The 17727-nt window shown below is 50.8% G+C and carries 21 protein-coding genes, 1 tRNA gene and 1 riboswitch; of the genes, 6 read left to right on the top strand and 16 right to left on the bottom strand.

Features of this window, described 5'->3' with window-relative positions:
* Positions 1-31 precede the first annotated feature (31 nt).
* The 8 genes from modB to moaA form a co-directional block, all read right to left on the bottom strand.
* Entirely contained in the window at positions 32-733 is a 702-nt protein-coding gene (gene modB, locus EYB30_RS17730; protein ID WP_166840885.1) for a molybdate ABC transporter permease subunit, read from the bottom strand.
* On the bottom strand, positions 733-1512 hold the full coding sequence (gene modA / locus EYB30_RS17725; RefSeq protein WP_166840744.1) for a molybdate ABC transporter substrate-binding protein: 780 nt from the start codon (positions 1510-1512) through the stop codon (positions 733-735). Before modA ends, modB begins: the two co-directional genes overlap by 1 nt.
* Before the next feature lie 3 nt (positions 1513-1515).
* Positions 1516-1965, bottom strand: a complete 450-nt coding sequence (gene moaE / locus EYB30_RS17720; RefSeq protein ID WP_166840741.1) for a molybdopterin synthase catalytic subunit MoaE — start codon at positions 1963-1965, stop codon at positions 1516-1518.
* A gap of 15 nt (positions 1966-1980) precedes the next feature.
* On the bottom strand, positions 1981-2343 hold the full coding sequence (locus EYB30_RS17715) for a MoaD/ThiS family protein (protein WP_241698081.1): 363 nt from the start codon (positions 2341-2343) through the stop codon (positions 1981-1983).
* A gap of 129 nt (positions 2344-2472) precedes the next feature.
* The gene (moaC, locus tag EYB30_RS17710) at positions 2473-2961 is read right to left on the bottom strand and encodes a cyclic pyranopterin monophosphate synthase MoaC (protein WP_166840739.1); all 489 of its coding nucleotides are present in this window, start codon (positions 2959-2961) and stop codon (positions 2473-2475) included.
* Position 2962: 1 nt separating this feature from the next.
* A complete protein-coding gene (locus EYB30_RS17705) occupies positions 2963-3502 on the bottom strand; it encodes a molybdenum cofactor synthesis domain-containing protein (protein ID WP_166840738.1) in 540 nt (179 codons plus the stop codon).
* Positions 3484-4089 carry a molybdenum cofactor guanylyltransferase gene (gene mobA / locus EYB30_RS17700; protein ID WP_166840736.1) on the bottom strand — a complete coding sequence of 202 codons (606 nt, stop codon included), beginning with the start codon at positions 4087-4089 and terminating at the stop codon, positions 3484-3486. The genes EYB30_RS17705 and mobA overlap by 19 nt, the downstream gene beginning before the upstream one ends.
* A 12-nt stretch (positions 4090-4101) precedes the next feature.
* Positions 4102-5073: a GTP 3',8-cyclase MoaA gene (gene moaA / locus EYB30_RS17695; protein ID WP_166840734.1), complete on the bottom strand. Its 972-nt coding sequence runs from the start codon at positions 5071-5073 to the stop codon at positions 4102-4104.
* Positions 5062-5195: riboswitch (molybdenum cofactor riboswitch) on the bottom strand. (Overlaps the previous gene by 12 nt.)
* A gap of 200 nt (positions 5196-5395) precedes the next feature.
* On the opposite strand from moaA, the gene EYB30_RS17690 reads away from it, so the two are divergent.
* Positions 5396-6922, top strand: a complete 1527-nt coding sequence (locus EYB30_RS17690) for a carbon-nitrogen hydrolase family protein (RefSeq protein ID WP_166840732.1) — start codon at positions 5396-5398, stop codon at positions 6920-6922.
* Positions 6923-6989: 67 nt separating this feature from the next.
* Here the strand turns inward: EYB30_RS17690 and EYB30_RS17685 are convergent, their stop codons facing one another.
* Positions 6990-7355 carry a hypothetical protein gene (locus EYB30_RS17685; RefSeq protein ID WP_166840730.1) on the bottom strand — a complete coding sequence of 122 codons (366 nt, stop codon included), beginning with the start codon at positions 7353-7355 and terminating at the stop codon, positions 6990-6992.
* A gap of 223 nt (positions 7356-7578) precedes the next feature.
* Here EYB30_RS17685 and EYB30_RS17680 point away from each other — a divergent pair, with 223 nt between their 5' ends.
* Both EYB30_RS17680 and EYB30_RS17675 read left to right on the top strand, forming a co-directional pair.
* Positions 7579-9288 (top strand): phosphate ABC transporter substrate-binding/OmpA family protein, encoded by a 1710-nt coding sequence (locus tag EYB30_RS17680; RefSeq protein WP_206674681.1) that lies wholly within the window; start codon positions 7579-7581, stop codon positions 9286-9288.
* 30 nt (positions 9289-9318) lie between these two features.
* Complete coding sequence (locus EYB30_RS17675) at positions 9319-10017, top strand: hypothetical protein (RefSeq protein ID WP_166840728.1); 699 nt, start codon at positions 9319-9321, stop codon at positions 10015-10017.
* A gap of 10 nt (positions 10018-10027) precedes the next feature.
* On the opposite strand, the gene EYB30_RS18770 is transcribed toward EYB30_RS17675, so the two are convergent.
* From EYB30_RS18770 to EYB30_RS17660, 4 genes are all read right to left on the bottom strand, one after another.
* A complete protein-coding gene (locus EYB30_RS18770; protein WP_277816743.1) occupies positions 10028-10156 on the bottom strand; it encodes a hypothetical protein in 129 nt (42 codons plus the stop codon).
* Between the two features lie 199 nt (positions 10157-10355).
* A tRNA-Val gene (locus EYB30_RS17670) sits at positions 10356-10432 on the bottom strand.
* Positions 10433-10559: 127 nt separating this feature from the next.
* On the bottom strand, positions 10560-11570 hold the full coding sequence (locus EYB30_RS17665) for a DUF3080 family protein (RefSeq protein ID WP_166840726.1): 1011 nt from the start codon (positions 11568-11570) through the stop codon (positions 10560-10562).
* Positions 11536-12915, bottom strand: coding sequence for an MATE family efflux transporter (locus tag EYB30_RS17660; RefSeq protein ID WP_166840724.1), 1380 nt, complete (start codon positions 12913-12915; stop codon positions 11536-11538). The genes EYB30_RS17665 and EYB30_RS17660 overlap by 35 nt, the downstream gene beginning before the upstream one ends.
* A 60-nt stretch (positions 12916-12975) precedes the next feature.
* On the opposite strand from EYB30_RS17660, the gene EYB30_RS17655 reads away from it, so the two are divergent.
* Positions 12976-13605, top strand: coding sequence for a riboflavin synthase subunit alpha (locus EYB30_RS17655; protein ID WP_166840722.1), 630 nt, complete (start codon positions 12976-12978; stop codon positions 13603-13605).
* Positions 13606-13628: 23 nt separating this feature from the next.
* On the opposite strand, the gene EYB30_RS17650 is transcribed toward EYB30_RS17655, so the two are convergent.
* The 3 genes from EYB30_RS17650 to EYB30_RS17640 form a co-directional block, all read right to left on the bottom strand.
* Complete coding sequence (locus EYB30_RS17650) at positions 13629-13829, bottom strand: CPXCG motif-containing cysteine-rich protein (protein ID WP_166840720.1); 201 nt, start codon at positions 13827-13829, stop codon at positions 13629-13631.
* 66 nt (positions 13830-13895) lie between these two features.
* Positions 13896-14660, bottom strand: coding sequence for a pteridine reductase (locus EYB30_RS17645; RefSeq protein ID WP_166840718.1), 765 nt, complete (start codon positions 14658-14660; stop codon positions 13896-13898).
* 61 nt (positions 14661-14721) lie between these two features.
* Entirely contained in the window at positions 14722-15582 is an 861-nt protein-coding gene (locus EYB30_RS17640; RefSeq protein WP_166840716.1) for a fructosamine kinase family protein, read from the bottom strand.
* A gap of 140 nt (positions 15583-15722) precedes the next feature.
* Between EYB30_RS17640 and EYB30_RS17635 the strand changes: the two genes are divergently transcribed.
* Together EYB30_RS17635 and EYB30_RS17630 are read left to right on the top strand one after the other, a co-directional pair.
* Positions 15723-17216 carry a methyl-accepting chemotaxis protein gene (locus tag EYB30_RS17635; protein WP_166840714.1) on the top strand — a complete coding sequence of 498 codons (1494 nt, stop codon included), beginning with the start codon at positions 15723-15725 and terminating at the stop codon, positions 17214-17216.
* Positions 17217-17239: 23 nt separating this feature from the next.
* Positions 17240-17725, top strand: a complete 486-nt coding sequence (locus tag EYB30_RS17630; RefSeq protein ID WP_166840712.1) for a DUF6436 domain-containing protein — start codon at positions 17240-17242, stop codon at positions 17723-17725.
* The last annotated feature ends 2 nt before the right edge of the window (positions 17726-17727 follow it).

Here is a 17727-nt window from a genome sequence, read left to right as displayed (position 1 = left end):
GTGCTCGTCAGGTTACTCATTATATTGTTCATTACAGCACGGCCTCACGCTCAAAACGCCGGTTTAAACCATAGACAATAAACAGCACCACAAAGGCACTGATTAATAAGCCGAGCGACAGCTGATGCGCCTGGGCGTAGTTCATTGCTTCGGTGTGGTCGTAAATCAGCACTGACAGCACCTGGGTTTCACCGGGGATACTGCCGCCGAGCATTAAAATAACGCCAAACTCGCCCAGCGTATGGGCAAAGGTCAGGGTAGCCGCAACGATAAAGCCGCCGCGACACAGTGGCAGTACCACGCTAAACAGCTGGTCCAGCTTGCCGGCACCCAAGGTTGCGGCGACTTCCAGCGGCCCGGGCCCCATGCGACGAAAGCTTTCCAACAGTGGCTGCACAGCAAAGGGCAGTGAGTAAATCACCGAGCCAATTAAAATGCCGCTAAAACTAAAAGCCAGATGCGATACGCCTAAGCGTTCCAGCGTGCTGCCAACGGCGCCGTGTGGGCCGAGTAGCAACAGCAAGTAAAAGCCCAGTACCGTTGGTGGCAAGACCAGCGGCAGCGCCACTATGGCCTGAATGGCGGTGCGCAATTTGCTTTGCCGCAGCGCTAACCACCAGGCCAGTGGCGTAGCCAACAGCAGTAAAATGGCGGTGGTATACAGGCACAGCTTTAATGTTAGCCGAATGGCTTGCCAGTCTTGCGGGCTGAGTGCGGCGAACAGCTCTGGCATCATTGCGTCTCCGGCTGCTCAACGCCCGGCTGTTCAAAACGCCCTTGTTCAAAACCATAGCGCTGCATAATATCCAGCACTGCTGGCGTGGCGACAAACGCCGCGAACTGCCGCGCGGCAAGGTTATCGGCGCCATGGCGGGTGATCACATAGGCCTGCAGCAGCGGTTGGTGTAGCTCAGTGGGAATAGGTTGGTAGCCCTGACTGGCCAGCTCCGGAAAGCGGGCCAGCGACAGCGCAATAATGGCGATATCAGCGCCGCCGCTTTGTGCCAGTTGCGCGGTTTGGGCGATATTTTCGCCATAGACAATTTTCGCCTCCAGCGCCTGCCAAACGCCGGCGGCCTGCAAGGCTTGTTTGGCGCGCTGGCCATAAGGCGCATGGGCGGGTTGGGCGATGGCCAGGCGGTCAAAATCAAATTCTGCCAGTTGGCTCAGGCTAATACCGGCCATATTTTGTTTTGGGCTCCACAGCACTAAATGCCCGAGTGCATAGGGCCGTGGTGCAGTGGCTGCCAGGCCGTCCTGGTATAGCTGTTGGGCAAAGCTGATATCGGCAGAGAAAAACATATCATAGGGCGCGCCATGGCGGATTTGCGTGCTGAGCTTACCGCTGGCGCCATAAATTACCCTGACATCAAGTTGAGTCTGCTGCTGAAACAGGCTGACGATGTCAGCCATGGCATAGCGCAGATCAGAGGCGGCCGCTATGGTGAGCTTGTCGCTGGTCTCGGCGGTTAAGCTGTAGATAAAGCCCAGTATTAGCAGTAACTGACGCATTGGCTAGTCCCAGCGCGTTAGCGCGTGTTGGTCACTGGTTTTGGCCGCTACCCAGTAATCGCCGTTGCTGGTGTGTTCTTTTTTCCACAGCGGCGCGCGGTTTTTCAGGTAATCCATTATAAACTCGCAGGCGGCAAAGGCGGCGGCGCGGTGCGCGCTGGCAATGCCGACAAACACTATTTGCTCATGCGGCTTCAAGGTGCCAACGCGGTGAATAAGGTGCACTGCGCCCAGTTGCCAGCGCTGTTGTGCCTGTTCAGCAATGGCTGAGAGGGCTTGCTCAGTCATGCCGGGGTAGTGCTCCAGTGTCATGCTGTGCAGTTGGTTGTCGCTAAGCTCGCGTACCAGGCCGCTAAAGGTGACGATAGCGCCGCAGCCTGATTGGCGGCGCAGTTCGTTATATTCACTGGCGACACAAAAGTCATCGCTTTGTACGGCAACAAAGATGCTCATATGCTTTACCACCTGCTAGCCACCAGTTACCGGCGGAAAAAACGCCAGCTCATCGCCGTCCTGCACGTTGGCGCTTAGTGGCACCAGTTGCTGGTTTAGTGCGCAGAGCAAATCGCTGCGGCTAAGTTCCTGCCGCCAGCTATGACAACGGCTTTGCAGTTGCTGCAGGATATCGGTCACCTGCAACATGTTGCCATCGCAACTCAGCAGGTATTGTTCGCAATCAAGCCGCTCGCGCAGGGCGGCGAAAAACAGAATTTTAATCATATTGCCTCCGGTGATTTCTTTTTTCGTTGATACTGATATTGCCCGGTCCTGACTGGCCGGGCGCAGATTGATATCTACTCCGGACTCGCCGCAGCGTCGTTGCGGGCACATCCTGCCCTCCACGCGTGCGGGCCAGCTGACGCTGGGCAAATTCGTTCCCGACGAATTTGCTGCCCGCCTTCGCTATTCGCGAAATGGGTCTGCGGCGATCCTCCGTATATATCAATCTGGCAGAAACCGTCATTTGTTAGCTTCCACAAGGTAGTGCCCGGACTTGCCGCCGGTTTTCTCCAGCAGGCGGATATCGCTGATGATCATCGCTTTATCTACCGCTTTACACATATCGTAAATGGTTAGCGCGGCCACACTGGCAGCGGTTAACGCCTCCATCTCGACGCCGGTGCCGCCGCTTAACACACAACAGCTTTCAATTTGAATTTGGCCTTGCGTTGGCAGTAGCTGAAAATCGACTGATACTTTGCTGAGCATTAATGGATGACATAGCGGGATCAGCTCGCTGGTTTTTTTCGCTGCCATAATGCCGGCAATGCGCGCTGTGGCCAGTACATCACCTTTTTTTAGCAGTGCCTGGGCAATTAACTCAATCACCTGTGGTGTGGTTTGCACCAGGGCGCCGGCGCGGGCCAGCCGGGTGGTGGCTGCTTTGGCACTGACATCGACCATCGCAGCCGCGCCGCTCTGATCCAAATGGGTTAGGGTTGCTGTCATTTTAAGCTCCACAGCTTTTCAGCGGACTGTTTTTAACATGGGCAACAAAGTTGCAGGGTCCGGTTTTGCTATCTAATTGCGGCAAAATCAGCTGCTGCATCGCAAGCGTACAAGCGCCGCCTGAGCCGGGCATGGCGAACAGCAGGGTGCCATTGGCCAGGCCAGCTACCGCACCGGATTGCAGCGCGGCTGAGCCTAGCTGGTTAAACGACAGTTGACGGAACAGCTCACCAAAGCCGGGTACCAGCGTATCGAGCAATGGCGTTAGCGCTTCAACGGTGCAGTTAGTGTGATGAAAGCCAGTACCGCCGTTAATCAGCACGACCTGAATGTTATCGCTTGTGATCCACTGGCTTAGCGTAGCGCGCAACTGATATTTGTTATTGGGTAATAATGAGCGCGCAACTAACTGATGATCGGCGCTTTGCAACAGCTGACATAATAGATCGCCACTGCTGTCATTAGCGCTGGTCCGGCTATCCGACACTGTGAGTACAGCGATATTCAGCGGATAAAACCGGCTTAAATCTGGCTTTGGCATAGGCCCTCCTGCTGTTCCTTGTTGCTGCTGCCCGTGCTGCTGCCGCTATTGAGCAGAGTTAAACAGTGCAGCCAGTCGGCTGGTGTATTGGTATTAAATAATTCTGTGTCTGGCGCCACCAGGCTTTTAGCATTAAGTAGCCTGAGCAGGGCGTGAACCGAACGCTGGCCAGTGCGCAGTTGCGCGCTTATCAGGGGGCTAAGGGCCGGGGTTACCGGCAATACGCAAGGTAGCGGGTTATCGCTAAAATGGCAGGCCGCGCCATTGGCGTGTTGCAGCAAGAGTTGCAGGCTGGTTACCGTTAATAGCGGGGTATCAACCGGCAATACCAGTAACTGCGAACCACTGCAGTATTGCAGCGCTGCCAAAATACCGGCTAAAGGCCCTTGTTGCGGCGTTGTATCGGCAATAAAGCCCGGCAGATTGCGGCTTACCAGCACTTCAACGGCGCCACTGTCCAGTGCCAGTTGCTGCATATGCGCCAGTAAGCTTTGGCCATTAAGTTGCAGCAGGGCTTTATCCTGGCCCATGCGGCTGGACTGGCCACCGGCTAAAATCAGCGCACTAAACGGCATTGTTATGCTCATATTATCCGCCTGTTATCCACCAATCTGGGCTAAATGCCGGGTGCTGCCGCTGTAATCCTCCGCCAACTGGTGGCTAAAGGCTTTGCCTTGCACCGCTTGCTGTAAAAAACGCATTAGCGGCGCGCTGTCATCGCTTTGCAGCAGGCTGCGCATGTCCTGATGGCTGTCGGTAAACAGGCATAAATACAGCTGACCCAGGCTTGATACCCTAAGCCGGTTACAATCGGCGCAAAAGTCTTTGCTGTACGGCATAATCAGGCCAATCCGGCCCTGATAACCGGCATGCGAATATTCCAGCGCCGGGCCGTCGGTGTTGGCTTTGGCGTTTAGCTGCCAACCTTGTGCCAGCAGCTGCTGCTGAATATGCTCGCCACTTAAATGTTGGCGCTGATAAAAGCCGGCATTGTCACCGGTGCGCATCAGCTCGATAAAACGCAGCGCGATATTCTGCTGTTTAACAAAAGTAAGAAAGTCCGGCAGCGCCAGCGCATTGTGCTGCTTTAACAGCACGGTATTAATTTTTACCTGCTTAATGCCAATGGCCCTGGCGTGTGCTATGCCGTCTAAGATGTCGGCCAGTTTGTCCTGACCGGTCACCAGATGAAAAGTCGCCGCGTCTAAACTATCGACGCTGACGTTTACTGCATCCAGGCCGGCTTGTTGCCAGGCCAGCGCATCACGTTTTAGCCGGTAGCCGTTGGTGGTTAGCGCCACTTTTTCAACACCAGGCACGGCTTTGCAGGTAGCAATAATTTCGGTTAAGTCTTTACGCAGCGATGGCTCGCCGCCGGTAATGCGCACCTTGCGGGTGCCGAGTTTGGCAAAGGCGGTGACTAAGCGGCGAATTTCCGGCAGTGTTAGCTCGCTGCTTCGGCTGTTACAGTCATTACCGTCAGGCAGGCAGTAGCTGCAGCGGAAATTGCAGCTTTCGGTGACAGACAGCCGCAAATAGCTAAAGCGGCGCGCATAGGCGTCAGTTAACATAATTCACCTTTCCAAGTGGGGAGGTAAGGCCGTTTCCAGACTTACCCGGTGGCGTTAGTGCCACGGCAAAGGCTTCATTGCTTTTCAGCTTTAGAACGCCTTGCTCGGTGTTATGTGCATAAGCTTAAAAGCTTTGTGCCGGTATTGTTATTGCCATTAAGGGGCGTCTGGCTACTCCATTGGGGGTAGCAAACAGATGTAACTAAAACAACAATACGCGGCTGAGATAGCGGCATAGCGGTCCGCGCTTTCTGGTTTAACTTCTGCCGGTTGTGACAGGCTGTGTTACGCTTAATACAGTACAGCAACCACAGGAGAGCTTATGGAAGCCAACCATGTTGAAGTGCGTCACTTAACGCGGGAAGATATGACGGCGCTGCGTAAAGCGTCAGAACAGGTATATCAGGATGCGCCCTTGCTGGCCTGGACTGAGCCGGTGGTCAATACCTTGTTGACTAAGTTTCCCGAAGGCCAGCTGTGTGTCTGTGTCGATGGCAAAGTCGTCGGCTGCGCCTTTTCGTTGATTATCGATTACAGCAAATTTGGTGATGATCACACTTACGAGCAAATTGTCACTGGTTTTTCGTTTAAAAACCACGATCCCAACGGCGATGTATTGTACGGCATAGAGGTGTTTATTCATCCGGATTTTCGCGGCCTGCGCCTGGCGCGGCGCTTGTACGATGCGCGCAAAGAGCTGTGCGAAAACCTGAATTTACGCGCCATTATGGCCGGCGGCCGTATGCCGAACTATAACGAATACGCCGATAAAATGAGCGCCAAGCAATATATCGAAAAAGTGAAGGTGCGGGAAATTCACGACCCGGTACTGAGCTTTCAGCTGGCCAATGGCTTTCATGTGCGTAAGTTACTTAAAGGCTATCTGCGTGGTGATACCCAGTCACAGGAATATGCAACCTTGCTGGAATGGGCCAATATTTACTACACCAAGTCCGTTAAGTTAATTAATGTGCCCAAAGCCGAAGTGCGTTTAGGCCTGGTGCAGTGGCAAATGCGCAATATGAAAGACATTAACCAGCTGTTTGAGCAGATGGAGTTTTTTGTTGATGCGGTGTCTGATTACAAAAGTGATTTTATTTTGTTTCCAGAGCTGTTTGCCGCGCCTTTGATGGAGCATTACAACCATTTAAGCGTAACCGAAAGTATCCGTCAGCTGGCCAAATATACCGATACCATCCGCGATAAATTTGTCGAATTTGCCATTGCCTATAACATCAATATCATCAGCGGCAGTATGCCGTACCTGTATGATGGCAAACTGCATAACAGCGGCTTTTTATGCCGCCGTGATGGCAGTTGGGAGCAATATGACAAGGTGCATGTAACCCCGGCGGAAAAGCGTAACTGGGCGATGACCGGCGGTGACAAGGTCAGGGTATTTGACACTGACTGCGGCAAAATCGGCATTATGATTTGCTACGATGTCGAGTTTCCCGAGTACGCCCGGTTACTGTCTGATCAGGGCATGAATATCTTGTTTGTGCCGTTTTTAACCGATACGCAAAATGGCTACACCCGGGTGCGGCACTGCGCGATGGCCCGCGCCATAGAAAACGAATGCTATGTCGCCATTGCCGGTGCTGTAGGTAACCTGGCGCGGGTGAATAATATGGATATTCAGTACGCCCAATCGGCACTGTTTACGCCGTCAGACTTCGCCTTTCCCACCACTGGCATAAAGGCAGAAGCCACGCCCAACTCAGAAATGTTACTGATAGTCGATGTTGATCTGGATGCGCTAAAAGAGCTACATACGCACGGCAGTGTGAACACCATGAAAGACCGGCGGCATGATGTATATCAGTTGTCTTTAGTTAAACCGCTGTAACCAAACTAAAAAAGCCGCCGCAGAACAGTATCTGCAGCGGCTATATCACTTTTAACTGCGCAGTTATTTAGCTGAACAGTTTGGTCAGAGTCTGTTGACGTTCGGCTGCTGACATCTCGGTCATTTTAAGCACTAAAGAAGCACTTGGGCGCAGTGCAGAGCCCTTTAACGCTTCTCTTAACAACTTCCGTACATCTTGTTGTGCCGAAACAGCGCTTTGCTCATTCACCACCTTAGTGAGAGCCCGGCACTCTTCTGTCGTTGGGGTAAAGCCTAACTTACGGCTGTAGGCGTCTAAAAACGGCGCTGACGCTGTACCGTTAGCTAATTGACAGTATTCAGCGTTTGAATAAACATAAGTATTGTTACTTGCTTCGCTAACTGTGCTGAAAAGTGCCAGTGACGATACTAAAGTAATAGATAACAGTTTCATGGTTTGCCTCTGCAGTGCTTGATTTAATTGAAGTCTATTTTATATAGAGACAGTGACACTTCTGTGTAAGATACACGAGATAAAATAACTGATATCCATTAGATTAATTAATCCAATCATCGCTAGAAGTGACAGACATAGTTTGATGAACTGTAATGTTGCTGCAATATCAGTTGCCTATAATCAGCTCGTTGTTTTCCCGTCAGTTAAACAGGAACAGGCAGTGAGTGTGACTTCAACCAATTATTCAGGTGTAAGCAATGTGCTGAGTCGTTTAGTTCAGCTATGCCAGAGTAAGTTTCAGATTCAACTGTCATTAGCACAGTTACAGGATAACGCCGACTACCGTGCTGCCGTAGTGGCTGAGCTTGCCGCGTTAAAAGATGAAGAGCTTGATCAGCTGTTACATCAATTAGACAAGGCTCAGAATACTGCGACCGACGCCACTATTATGGCTGATACCAAGGTGGTATCAGCCACGGGCAACCGTAATCTGGTATTAGCAGCTTTGGTTGTCAGTGTTGTTGCGCTAATGAGCGCTGGTTACGTCTGGTTTGCGTCAAACCAGGCTCAGCCGTCTCAAATAGTCAGTGCCACGACAGCAGTGACAACACCGGTTGTGCAGCAGATGCAAACTGAAACCGCTGTAACAGTTAAATCAGCAAGCACTGTAGCGTCAGTCAGAACACCTGTACTTAGGGTGCATGGCTCTAATACGGTTGGTGAAAAGTTGGCTCCTGCACTGTTAGAAGCGTTCTTAGCACAGCAGGGAGGCCGTGCTTTCTCCTGGCAGCAAGGCAATTCAGAAGTAGAAAGGCAGCTTCGGTATGACGCCGCCGGGCAAACGGCGGCGATAGAACTGCATGCGCATGGCTCTGGTACAGCCTTCACCGGCTTGCTGGCGGGCAAGGCTGATATAGGCATGTCGTCCCGTCGGGTGACAGCGGATGAAGTAACACAGGCCCGGGCGGAGCTTGGCGATCTGAGTAAAATTGGGAATGAGCATATTATTGCACTCGATGGTCTGGCGATTATTGTTAACCAGAATAATTCCCTGAAGGCCATTTCTACTGAAACGCTGGCAAAGATCTATGCCGGTGAAATATCGCGCTGGTCGCAACTTGGCGGAGTAGACAAGCCGATAGTGCTGCTGGCACGCGATAATAATTCCGGTACCTATGATACGTTTAACAGTTTAGTGCTGAAAAAGCATGGCAAGAAGTTGGCTGACAATGCTAAACGGTTTGAATCAAGCACCGAGTTGTCTGTTGCTGTATCGCAGGATGAAGCCGCAATAGGCTTTATCGGCTTAAATTACATTTCGTATAACAAGGCACTGGCTATTTCAGAGGGTGCTGATACGACACCTATCTATCCCACCCGTTTTACCATCAGTACAGAAGATTATGCGTTGTCACGCCGGCTGTATTTGTACACGCCTACCGCAGCCTCGCAACTGGCGAAAGATTTTGCCCAGTTTGCGATATCAGAGCAGGGGCAGCAATTGGTTGAACAAAGCGGTTTGATTTCGCAAAACATTCGCATAGAAAAAGCCTTTGCCGTAGAGGGGGCGCCAGCGTCATATAACCGTTATGCCGAAACAGGGCAGCGCTTGTCGCTGAACTTTCGGTTTAATTACGGTGAAAATGATTTGGACAACAAGGGTAAGCGTGATTTGGAGCGGCTTATCCGCTTTATGGAACAAAACAGTGGCCGTCGTCTGGTACTGATGGGGTTTTCCGATGCCGTAGGTGCTGTGGCAAAAAATGAGGAGCTGGCGCTGCGTCGCGCCAAAGCGGTAGAACGCGAGTTAACTGCGCGTGGCATACCGGTGGTGGCTGTTGAGTCTTACGGTGAGCTGTTGCCGGTAGCAAATAACGATACAGACGCCGGCCGTGAGCGCAACAGGCGGGTAGAAGTATGGGTGCTTTAGCACCCTAATAGTTACTATAAGGACATCACTATGTACCGGTTTTTATCAGATTCAGCCAATTTAAAAGCGGTATTTGGCAGTTACAGTACGCTGGAGGCTTTGCGGGTTAAATGCAATATTGAGCAAGCTGTCAAACGGCTTAGTATTCCCTCAGCAGCATTATTAGAGCAAATGCAGCAGGAAGGCTTAAACCTGGCTGATATAGAACCGGCAGTAAAAGACAATGCTGAATGGGCAGTGATGTCTGAAACGGTGATCCGAAGCCATCTGCGCAGTACTTTTTTAGCTGAAGATAAGCTATATGCGGCGCTTAGTGCATTAAGTTTGTCGCAACAAGCAGAAGTTAGGGATTTACTGCAGGTTGTGGTTGGTTACCTGCATCTGCCATCAGAGACTCTGCTAAAGCGAATGGCAGAAGAGGGACTGACGCTGGATAAGTTGGGCGTAAAATCCAGTACTGCACAGGTTGATAATGTACGCAATAAGCTGAACGCTCTTAATCAGCAACATAGGGCTCAGGCGCCGCTTGCAGACAATCAACAACGCACTCTGGATGCAGTAGCAGGCATCCGGCAACGGATAAAACAACTTGGTGAAACTCAGCTAAGAGATACTAATGAAAAGCCGTCGGAAACTGTGACGCAAAGTGATGCAAATGATCCCGAGCGCGCCGCAGAGAATGTAGTGACCTTTTCTGCTATGCAGGAAAAACTCAAAGCTAAAGCCTGATGGCATGAGTTCATACCTTAATATGAGTGGTAAACATTAAGCCGGCATCCCGCACGGCTTTGGTGGGGGAGATAAACTGTGCCCGTTCTTCTCCTAATACCGATTGTGCATGCCAGTCGCCCCAATAAAAGGTATGCATTTCGCAGAGCGTGCTCGGATGTTTTTTATCCTAGTCGCTTAGACGACTCGTCAATTCAACTCTATGCGCTTGTTAAAAGGTATCTGGACTACAGAAATGATTGTGTGACTGGATAAATGGCTTATGTAACACTGGCAAAATTATTCTGAAGCTTAAAATAAAAACGCCACCCGTAAGGTGGCGTTTTTATTGGAATTTTTGGTGCGTCCTAGTGGACTCGAACCACCGACCCCCACCATGTCAAGGTGGTGCTCTAACCAGCTGAGCTAAGGACGCACACTTTACGTTGTAAACCGCTTTTCAGTCATGCTGACAACGGCGGCTATGTTATTGTGCTGCCGTCGCCTTGGCAAGTGTTTTTATAACAGAGGTGTGAGTTTGCTGTATTTTTCACCGCTTTGCGTCAGCTGCCAGGCGTTAGCTGCAGTGGGCATTGGCGGTTCAGGTTTTGCCACCACGCCACATGGTTAGCCAGCTCAGTGCGCATCAGTTGATAATTACCGGCAAAACGCTGTTGTAAAGCCGGATATAGCGGGGTGTCCTGGTACAGTGTTTGTAACAGCGGCCACAGCTGTTGCTGATATTTTTCCAGATTAACCGTGTATTGCTGTACCTGGGCAATAAAATACTTACTAAAAATATTACTCAGGATCTGCAGCTGTTGTTTATCCGGCCGTGGTTGGCACAGCTGTTCCGTTTTAATACTGGCCAGCGTCAGGTTGAGCTGTGCCAGCTGGTGGCTGCTCAGGCGTAAGCTGTGTTGTAAACGGCCGACAAAGTTGTACTGATATAACAGTTGCAACTGCTGCTCTATATCAACCTGGCTGGCAGCCTGCCAGTTTTGCTCGCGGATAAACTGCTGTAACCCATTCAGCTCGGTCAGTGCCTGCCAGGTTTCGCTGTGTCCGGCGACATCGTTAAGTGGCAGGCTGTTGCGCACGCCAAGTAATTGTTTACGCAGGGTGTCATCGGTAACCAGCATATTGTGAAACGCCAGCTGAACGCTGTGTTGCTTGTGCTGATACACCTGCTGCAACTGGTTAAGCAGGGCACTATCGTCCCAGCTTTGGGCCAGGCAGTGCTGTAGCCGGTTTAAAAAGCGCAGCTCGTAGCTTAGTTGTTTACTGGCGCTGTATACCCGGCCAAGGCTGGAGTTGCGCTCGCCAATTAAGGTATCCAGGCTACAATGGCGGGTGGCTAGGGTGTCGGTGAGATCCAAGCGCAGGTCCGGCAGCGATTGTTTTAAATCACGCGGTTCGGCCAAAGCCGCATAGGCCGGTACCGGCTGCTGTGCAATGTCGGCGTCAAGTACCCGCGCCAGCCGCTGTTGATAATTATCAAATAGCTTATCGCCGCTGTCTTGGGAGCAGGCAATAAGGCTAAGGGCCAGTAGCGGCAGTAACCATAGCTTCATGTTCCAACCTGTGCAGAGTACGTTTTAGTATAATAGCTAGTAATATCGCCGCGACGCTTAAGCCGGCAATAATGCCAATCCAAAAGCCGTGTGCCCCCATCGGCGCTACCAGCCAGTCAGTTAAGCCTAATACGGCACCCAGGCCAAAGCCGATTGGCCAGTAAGCAATAAAGGTAATAAAAAATACCGGTTTGGTCACTTTCATCCCACGCAGCGCACAAGCCGACACCACCTGAATGGCGTCTGACACCTGATAAAAGCAAGCCAGGATTAACAGCGATGCGGCCAATGCAATCACACTCTCATCCGGAGAATATAAAGCAGCAATACCGCCCCGCAATATATAGGTCAGGCTGGCAATAACAAAAGACATCAGCACCGCCAGCACTATGGCAGTGGAGACGGCTTTTTTCAGCTCCAGTATGCTTTGCTGACCGACCAGATGACCCACCCGGATAGTGGTTGCCATACCGAGGCTGAGCGGCAGCATAAATACGATGCCACTGTAGTTTTGTGCAATTTGATGGCCGGCCACCATAATGGGCCCAAGATGCACTATCGCCAGCGGAATACAGGCAAACAGGGTAACTTCAAAGAAGATAGAAAACGCAATCGGCGTGCCGATACAGATAATTTGCCAGATATCTTTGACGTTAACCCGGTAGCTGTCCGGGTGAGCGCGATAGGCTGCGGTGCTGCGGCTAAACCAGCCGTAAAGCAGCATGGCGGTAAACATTGCCAGAAACACCAACGCTGTGGCGATGCCGCAACCGGCGCCGCCCAGTGCCGGCATGCCGAGTTTGCCGTAAATAAACACATAGTTGGCGGGGATGTTCACTAAAATGCCAACAAAGCTGATCCACATGCTGGCCTTGGTGTTACCAATGCCTTCAAACATGCTGCGCAGCACCATATAGCCGGCGGCCGGAAACAAGCCAAAGCTGACATAAAATAAATAATCCAGCGATTTTTGCCGCAGGGTTTCATCCATATTCAACAAGTCTATCGGTACATGCACATACAGCATCAACACAAACATTGCGGCCGCAAGTAGCAGTGCCAGATACATCGCCTGCACCGTAAAGTGGGTAACCGGTTTAACTTGTTTGCTGCCGTAGTACTGCGCCACTATCGGTGTAAGGGCCAATAATAAGCCCTGCATCGTCATCACTACCGGAAACCATAAACCGGAGGCAACGGCAATGGCCGCCATATCAACCGCGCTGTAACGGCCAGCCATTACGGTATCGACAAAATACATCAGGGTTTGGGTAAGCTGCGCCAACACGATGGGGCCACTAAGTTTTAAGATGGTTCTGGCTTCGAAGCGGGAAAAAGGTAACATATGCAGCTCAGTTGTATCAGCAGCCTTGAGTGGCGCGCAATGTAGCACAAATGGGGGCTTATGTTTACCGGAATAGTACAGACTAAAGTGCAGGTGACTGAAATACGCGACAAGGCGCAGTTTCGTCAGCTAACCTTGCACAGCGGGCCTGAATATTTGCAGCAATTGCAACGTGGTGCCAGTATTGCCATTAACGGTGTGTGTTTAACCGTAACCGATTTTGATAGCACTGCCGGTTGGGTGTGTTTTGACGTAATAGCCGAAACCTTAGGCAAAACCAACCTGGGTAGCATAAAGGTGGGCGATGTCGTTAACTTTGAGCGCTCGTTAAGCTTTGGCAGTGAGCTGGGCGGCCATATTGTGTCGGGGCATATTCAAACGACGGCGACAATAACCGCGCTGGAAAAAACCGCAAATAACTGCGCCATGCGTCTGACATTAGCGCCAGAATATATGCGTTACATTTTAAGCAAAGGTTTTATTGCGGTAGAAGGCTGCAGTTTAACGGTAGGCGAAACTTATGCCGATGGCTTTAGCTTGTATTTAATACCCGAAACACTGGCGATTACCACGCTGGGGCAAAAGCAGCTTGGCGATAGGCTGAATATCGAGTTAGATCAGCAAACGCAAACCATAGTGCAAACGGTAGAGCGGATTATGGCCGAGCGGTTTGCCCACGCAGCGCAGTAGAGGCTGCGCCGCAGTGTTAAACGCTAATAGTACTGCTCATCATCGGCGTCGATAAACAGCTGCACGCTGTGATGCAGCTCGTCTTTGTGTACCCGCACATGAATAGGGTTGCAGCAGTTGCTGCAATCTTCAATGTAGTCTTGATCTTCGTCTGTGACCTCGACACTTAAATGCACTGTGTGGCCACAGAACGGGCAATCTATGGTTTTATTCAGTACCTTCATACGGCTCTCCTTGTTAAGCGCAGTGACAGCTAATTTCCGCCACTGCGAACGCCAAGCTGCCTGCAATCAGGCTTTAGCGGTATTGCCTAAACTACGGCCCCCATCTACTGCAATGATTTGGCCGGTAATATAGGGCGATTGCACTAAAAACAGCAGCGTTTTGGCGATGTCATCCGGTGTGCCCAGCTGCTGCATGGGTATTTGCGCAAGTATAGCTGCCTTATCCTGCTCTTGCAGCGTAACCGATTGCTCGGGCGGCCACAAAATAGCGCCCGGTGCTATGCCATTAACCCGGATGGCTGGCGCCAGTTCTTTCGCCAGGGCTTTGGTCATCATTAACAGCGCTGCTTTAGCCATACAATAAATGCTGTGCTGCGCCAGTGGTTTGTCGGCGTGAATATCAACCATATTGACTATAACGCCATTGTGTTTGGCTAATTCAGGTGCTAACGCCTGAGATAAAAAAAACGGCGCCTGAACATTAGAGCCAAATAAATCCCGCCACTGTGCTGTGGTTGCACTGCTCACCGGAGTAGGGTAAAAACTGGAGGCATTATTGACCAGTGCATCCAACCGGCCAAAGCACCGTATAGCTTGCTGTGCTAAGTGGGGGATGGCTGTCGCGTCAGTTAAATCGGCCTGTAGCACCATGGCGCTTTGTTCTCGCTGTTGGTTAAGGCCCCGTGCCAGGCTGTCAGCCTCAGCGCGCGAATGGTGGCAATGAATAATCACACGATAGCCCTGTTGGTGTAGCGTGGTGATCATAGCCCGGCCCAGCCGTTTGGCGCTGCCGGTAATTAACACCACCGGTTGCTGCTGCGTATTATGCATAATGGTTCCGCTAAAAGCTGCTTAACGTTAGGGCGGTGCTTTGTTGTCAGTGAAGGAGCGGTTAGTGAAACAGCTGTTTAATTAACTCTTGTGCCTGTACCAGATAAGCGCCGCGAAATAAGTAAGCATGGTTTAATACATGGTACAGATTATAAAGATCTTTGCGCTCGCTGTAAGCTTTATCCAGTGGATACAGCTCCTTATAGGCCTGATAAAAGGCTTCAGGGAAGCGGCCAAACAGGGTACTGTATGCTAAATCGGCTTCGCGGTCGCCATAATAGCAGGCCGGGTCAAATATCGCCGGGCTGTCGGCAACAAAGCCGACATTGCCACGCCATAAATCGCCGTGTAATAAACTGGGAGGCGGTTGATAATGCTGCAAACGCTGACGGCATTGCTCAACCAGCTGGTCGATATTGCCAAAACCAAAACCCTGTTCCAGTAGTAGTTGCAGCAGCCAGCCAATGCGCTGCTCAGAGAAAAAGCTGCTCCAGTTACTTTGCCATTTGTTCGGTTGCACTGTACTGCCAAGCATATTATCCCAGTCAAAGCCGTACATGGCTTGCTCGTGTTGCTTATGCAGCAGAGCCAGTTGCTGCGCCAGGTTACGCCAGCCAGCAACCGTTTCACCGGCAAAAGGCAGATATTCCAGCACTAAAAAGGCTTTATCCAGTGTCTGGCCGTGGCAAATAACCTGAGGTACGCGGATACAGTGTGCTTGTTGCAATGCCTGCAGGCTTAGCACTTCGGTTTCAAATTGCTCAACTTGTTCGCGTTGATTAATTTTGACAAAAAATTGCTGGCCCATGCCTTTGATATGCCAGGCCAGATTAATACTGCCACCGGCAAGCTGCTGTTTATGCTCCAGCTGAAAATCACACTCCAGCTCACTGTTAATATGCTCGGTTATTGCCTGCCACATGTGTTGTCTCCGTTAACACTGAAACTCAAGTATGGCTGATAAAGCAGAAATTTCACTGATCGGGATCATGCTGCAGCAGCGTATATCAGGCCAAGCTTATCCAGGCGTTTACGCACTTCATTATTTTAAGGCAATTTACTATGACAGCTCCTACGGCCCGGTTCCGGCTATCTGCTTATAAGATAATGCTGGCAATTAACGTATTGCTTTTTACCGTATCACTTGGTTTGGCGGTATTACATAACAGCTGGTTAGCCGCGATTGCTGTCGGCCTGCCGGCGGCGATAATACCACCATTGCTTTACAAACTGCTCGGCGACCACAGTTTAAGCCGTATTAGCTACGGCATAGGCTTTATGTTTTTTGCTGCGCTGTTTATTCACGAAACCGGCGGTATGCTGGAAATGCACTTTGCCATCTTTGTGTTGCTGGCGGTATTGATTGCCTTTCGTGATTATCAGGTAATAGTGGGGGCTGCTCTGACTATTGCTGTGCATCATTTACTGTTTATGTATTTACAAATGCGAAACGCCGGCGTGTATTTAGTGCCTGATGAGAGCCTGTCACTTGGTATTATTTTGTTGCATGCGTTGTTTGTTGTGGTGGAATCTGCTGTGTTAGTGATTATATCCCGGCAAAGCTTGCGCGAGGCACAGGTAGGACAGGCGTTGTTTGACGCTACAGAAGCGTTAGTTACAAAGGATGGAAAAATCGTGTTAACTCACCGCTGTGATGATATTAAATCTCAAGTGATAAACAGTTTTAATACCGTGCTCGAAACCTTACAACACACCATCAGCACTATAGATGTCGCCAGTAAAGCATTAAACGTAGATGCACAACAGTTGCTGGAAGATGGCAATAATTTGTCCGATAGCATGATTAAAAAACTGGCGGAAGTGGATCGCATTGCCGCGGCGACAGAACAAATGTCGCAGAGCATACGCGAAGTAACAGCATTGTCGCATCAGGTATTGCAAACGGCCACTCAGGCAGAGCAAGCAGCGTCGGACGGTAAGCAATCTGTTAGCCAGACAATTCACTCTGTTTCGGCACTGGCGCGACAGCTGGGTGAAACCGGTGAAAAAGTCAATGATGTAGCGAGTGCCACCGCAGACATCCGTAAAGTGTTGGATGTTATTGAATCTATAGCTGAGCAAACTAATTTATTAGCGCTAAATGCGGCTATTGAGGCCGCTCGGGCGGGAGAGCAGGGCAGAGGCTTTGCTGTTGTAGCTGATGAAGTCCGAACTCTGGCATCCCGCACCCGCGGCTCCACCGACGAAATAAAAGCGATGATTGAGCAATTGGTTGCCAATAGCAGTCAGTCGGTTGCCGTGGTGCAGCGTAGTGTTGAACAATTGCAGGATACCCGTCAACATGCAGAACAAAGCGGCAAAATGCTCGAGCAGATAGTGCAACATGCGCAGCAGGTTGCCGGCTCAGCCGGTGTGATGGCTGATGCACTAAGTCAGCAAAGTACGGCCAGTGCCGAAGTTGCAGAAGGTGCACAACTTATTAGCAGTATGACGTCGGGGCAAAATGCTCAGGGCCAGCGCGTGGTAGAAAGCGCTGGGCGGGTTAGCGACGTTACCCGGCAGCTGGCCAGCGAGTCCGGCAAATTTGCCGTTTGATGTCGCATAAGCGTAGGATCCAGTTGGCGCTTATTTTGTTTGCCAGCTGGATTGTCATAACGTCAGTCCTGCTATTTTATTTGGGTAACCGGCATTACGGTACCTTTGCATCAGAACTGCCGTGGCAAACGACATCGATATCATTGCAGGATCTGGCTATCACCGCTTTTGAACCTGTGCAGTTGGTTCATGTGTTCGATGAGTATTGCGCCTGCAACATACGCGCACGTGCCCACATCAATAAATTAAATAAAAATCAGGCAACTTCTGGTATAGGGCAGCACTTTGTTGCTCCAGCTACACTACAGGCACTGGGGTTCGTATTGCCTGCTACACCGGCTGTGCTGGTTTTTATCGACGGTCAGTTAATCTATGCAGGCCCTTATGCCAGTGGTGTTATGTGTGCGGTGGACGATAGTTTTATTGTGCCTATACTTAAGCAAGATGTAATATTGCCTAGCTTGTGGTTAAATGGTGATACAACCGCCTGTCGCTGTGCAATGCCTTAACA

This window comes from Rheinheimera pleomorphica, assembly GCF_011634895.1.
Taxonomy (GTDB): domain Bacteria; phylum Pseudomonadota; class Gammaproteobacteria; order Enterobacterales; family Alteromonadaceae; genus Alishewanella; species Alishewanella pleomorphica.
The sequence above is the reverse complement of the archived record's forward strand: the minus strand, read 5'-3'. Positions and strand labels throughout refer to the sequence as shown.